Origin of the sequence: Cedecea sp. VD22, from assembly GCF_037150195.1 — a bacterium.
Classification (GTDB): Bacteria; Pseudomonadota; Gammaproteobacteria; order Enterobacterales; family Enterobacteriaceae; genus Cedecea.
This window is the reverse complement of the sequence record NZ_JBBCPX010000039.1, coordinates 1-1,232: the sequence shown is the minus strand read 5'-3', so window position 1 is coordinate 1,232 and position 1,232 is coordinate 1. Positions and strand designations below refer to the sequence as shown.

Here is a 1,232-nt window from a genome sequence, read left to right as displayed (position 1 = left end):
AGTGAATCGCCACAGGTTTAACAGACACCTCAGAGTCATTTAAAATGACTTAAAGAGAGGTGCCCATGAGCGGTAAGCGTTATCCTGAAGAGTTTAAAATTGAAGCAGTCAAACAGGTTGTTGATCGTGGTCATTCTGTTTCCAGTGTTGCAACACGTCTCGATATCACCACTCACAGTCTTTACGCCTGGATAAAGAAGTACGGTCCGGATTCTTCCACTAATAATGAACAGTTAGATGCTCAGGCCGAGATCCGCCGTCTTCAGAAAGAGTTGAAGCGGGTTACTGACGAACGGGACATATTAAAAAAAGCCGCGGCGTACTTCGCAAAGCTGTCCGACTGAGGTACGCCTTTATCCGTGACAACTCCTGTTGTTGGCCAGTTCGTCTGCTCTGTCGGGTTCTGGATGTCCATCCGAGTGGATTTTATTTCTGGCTTCAGCAGCCACATTCACAGCGTCACCAGACAGACCAGATGCTGTCCGGGCAGATCAAACAGTTCTGGCTTGAGTCTGGCTGCGTTTATGGTTATCGCAAGATCCATCTCGATCTGCGTGATACCGGACAGCAGTGCGGAGTGAACCGGGTCTGGCGGCTGATGAAGCGTGCCGGAATAAAAGCTCAGGTTGGTTACCGTAGCCCACGGGCACGTAAAGGCGAAGCCAGCATCGTGACACCCAACAGGCTCCAGCGGCAGTTCAATCCGGACTCACCGGATGAGCGTTGGGTGACGGACATAACCTACATCCGAACCCACGAAGGCTGGCTGTATCTGGCCGTGGTGGTTGACCTGTTCTCCCGAAAAGTTATCGGCTGGTCAGTGCAACCCCGCATGACAAAAGAGATTGTCCTGAACGCATTACTTATGGCGGTGTGGAGGCGTTGTCCTCAAAAACAGGTACTGGTTCACTCTGATCAGGGCAGTCAGTACACGAGCCATGAGTGGCAGTCGTTCCTGAAATCACACGGTCTGAAAGGCAGCATGAGTCGTCGCGGTAACTGCCATGACAACGCGGTTGCTGAAAGCTTTTTCCAGTTACTGAAACGCGAACGGATTAAGAAAAGGATCTACGGAACGAGAGGCGAAGCCAGAAGCGATATTTTTGATTACATCGAAATGTTTTACAACAGTAAGCGTCGGCATGGTTCCAGCGATCAGATGTCACCAGCAGAATATGAAAACCACTATTATCAACGGCTCGGAAGTGTCTAGACTATCAGTGGCGATTCAA

General features: G+C 50.2%; 1 protein-coding gene. It reads left to right on the top strand.

The genetic code is table 11. The annotated features are described in order from the left end of the window. Positions 1-65 precede the first annotated feature (65 nt). A protein-coding gene (locus WFK85_RS23335) for an IS3 family transposase (protein WP_336709948.1) occupies positions 66-1,213 on the top strand; the annotation gives its coding sequence in 2 pieces (ribosomal slippage) (positions 66-303 and positions 303-1,213; 1,149 coding nt in all). Positions 1,214-1,232: the final 19 nt, after the last annotated feature.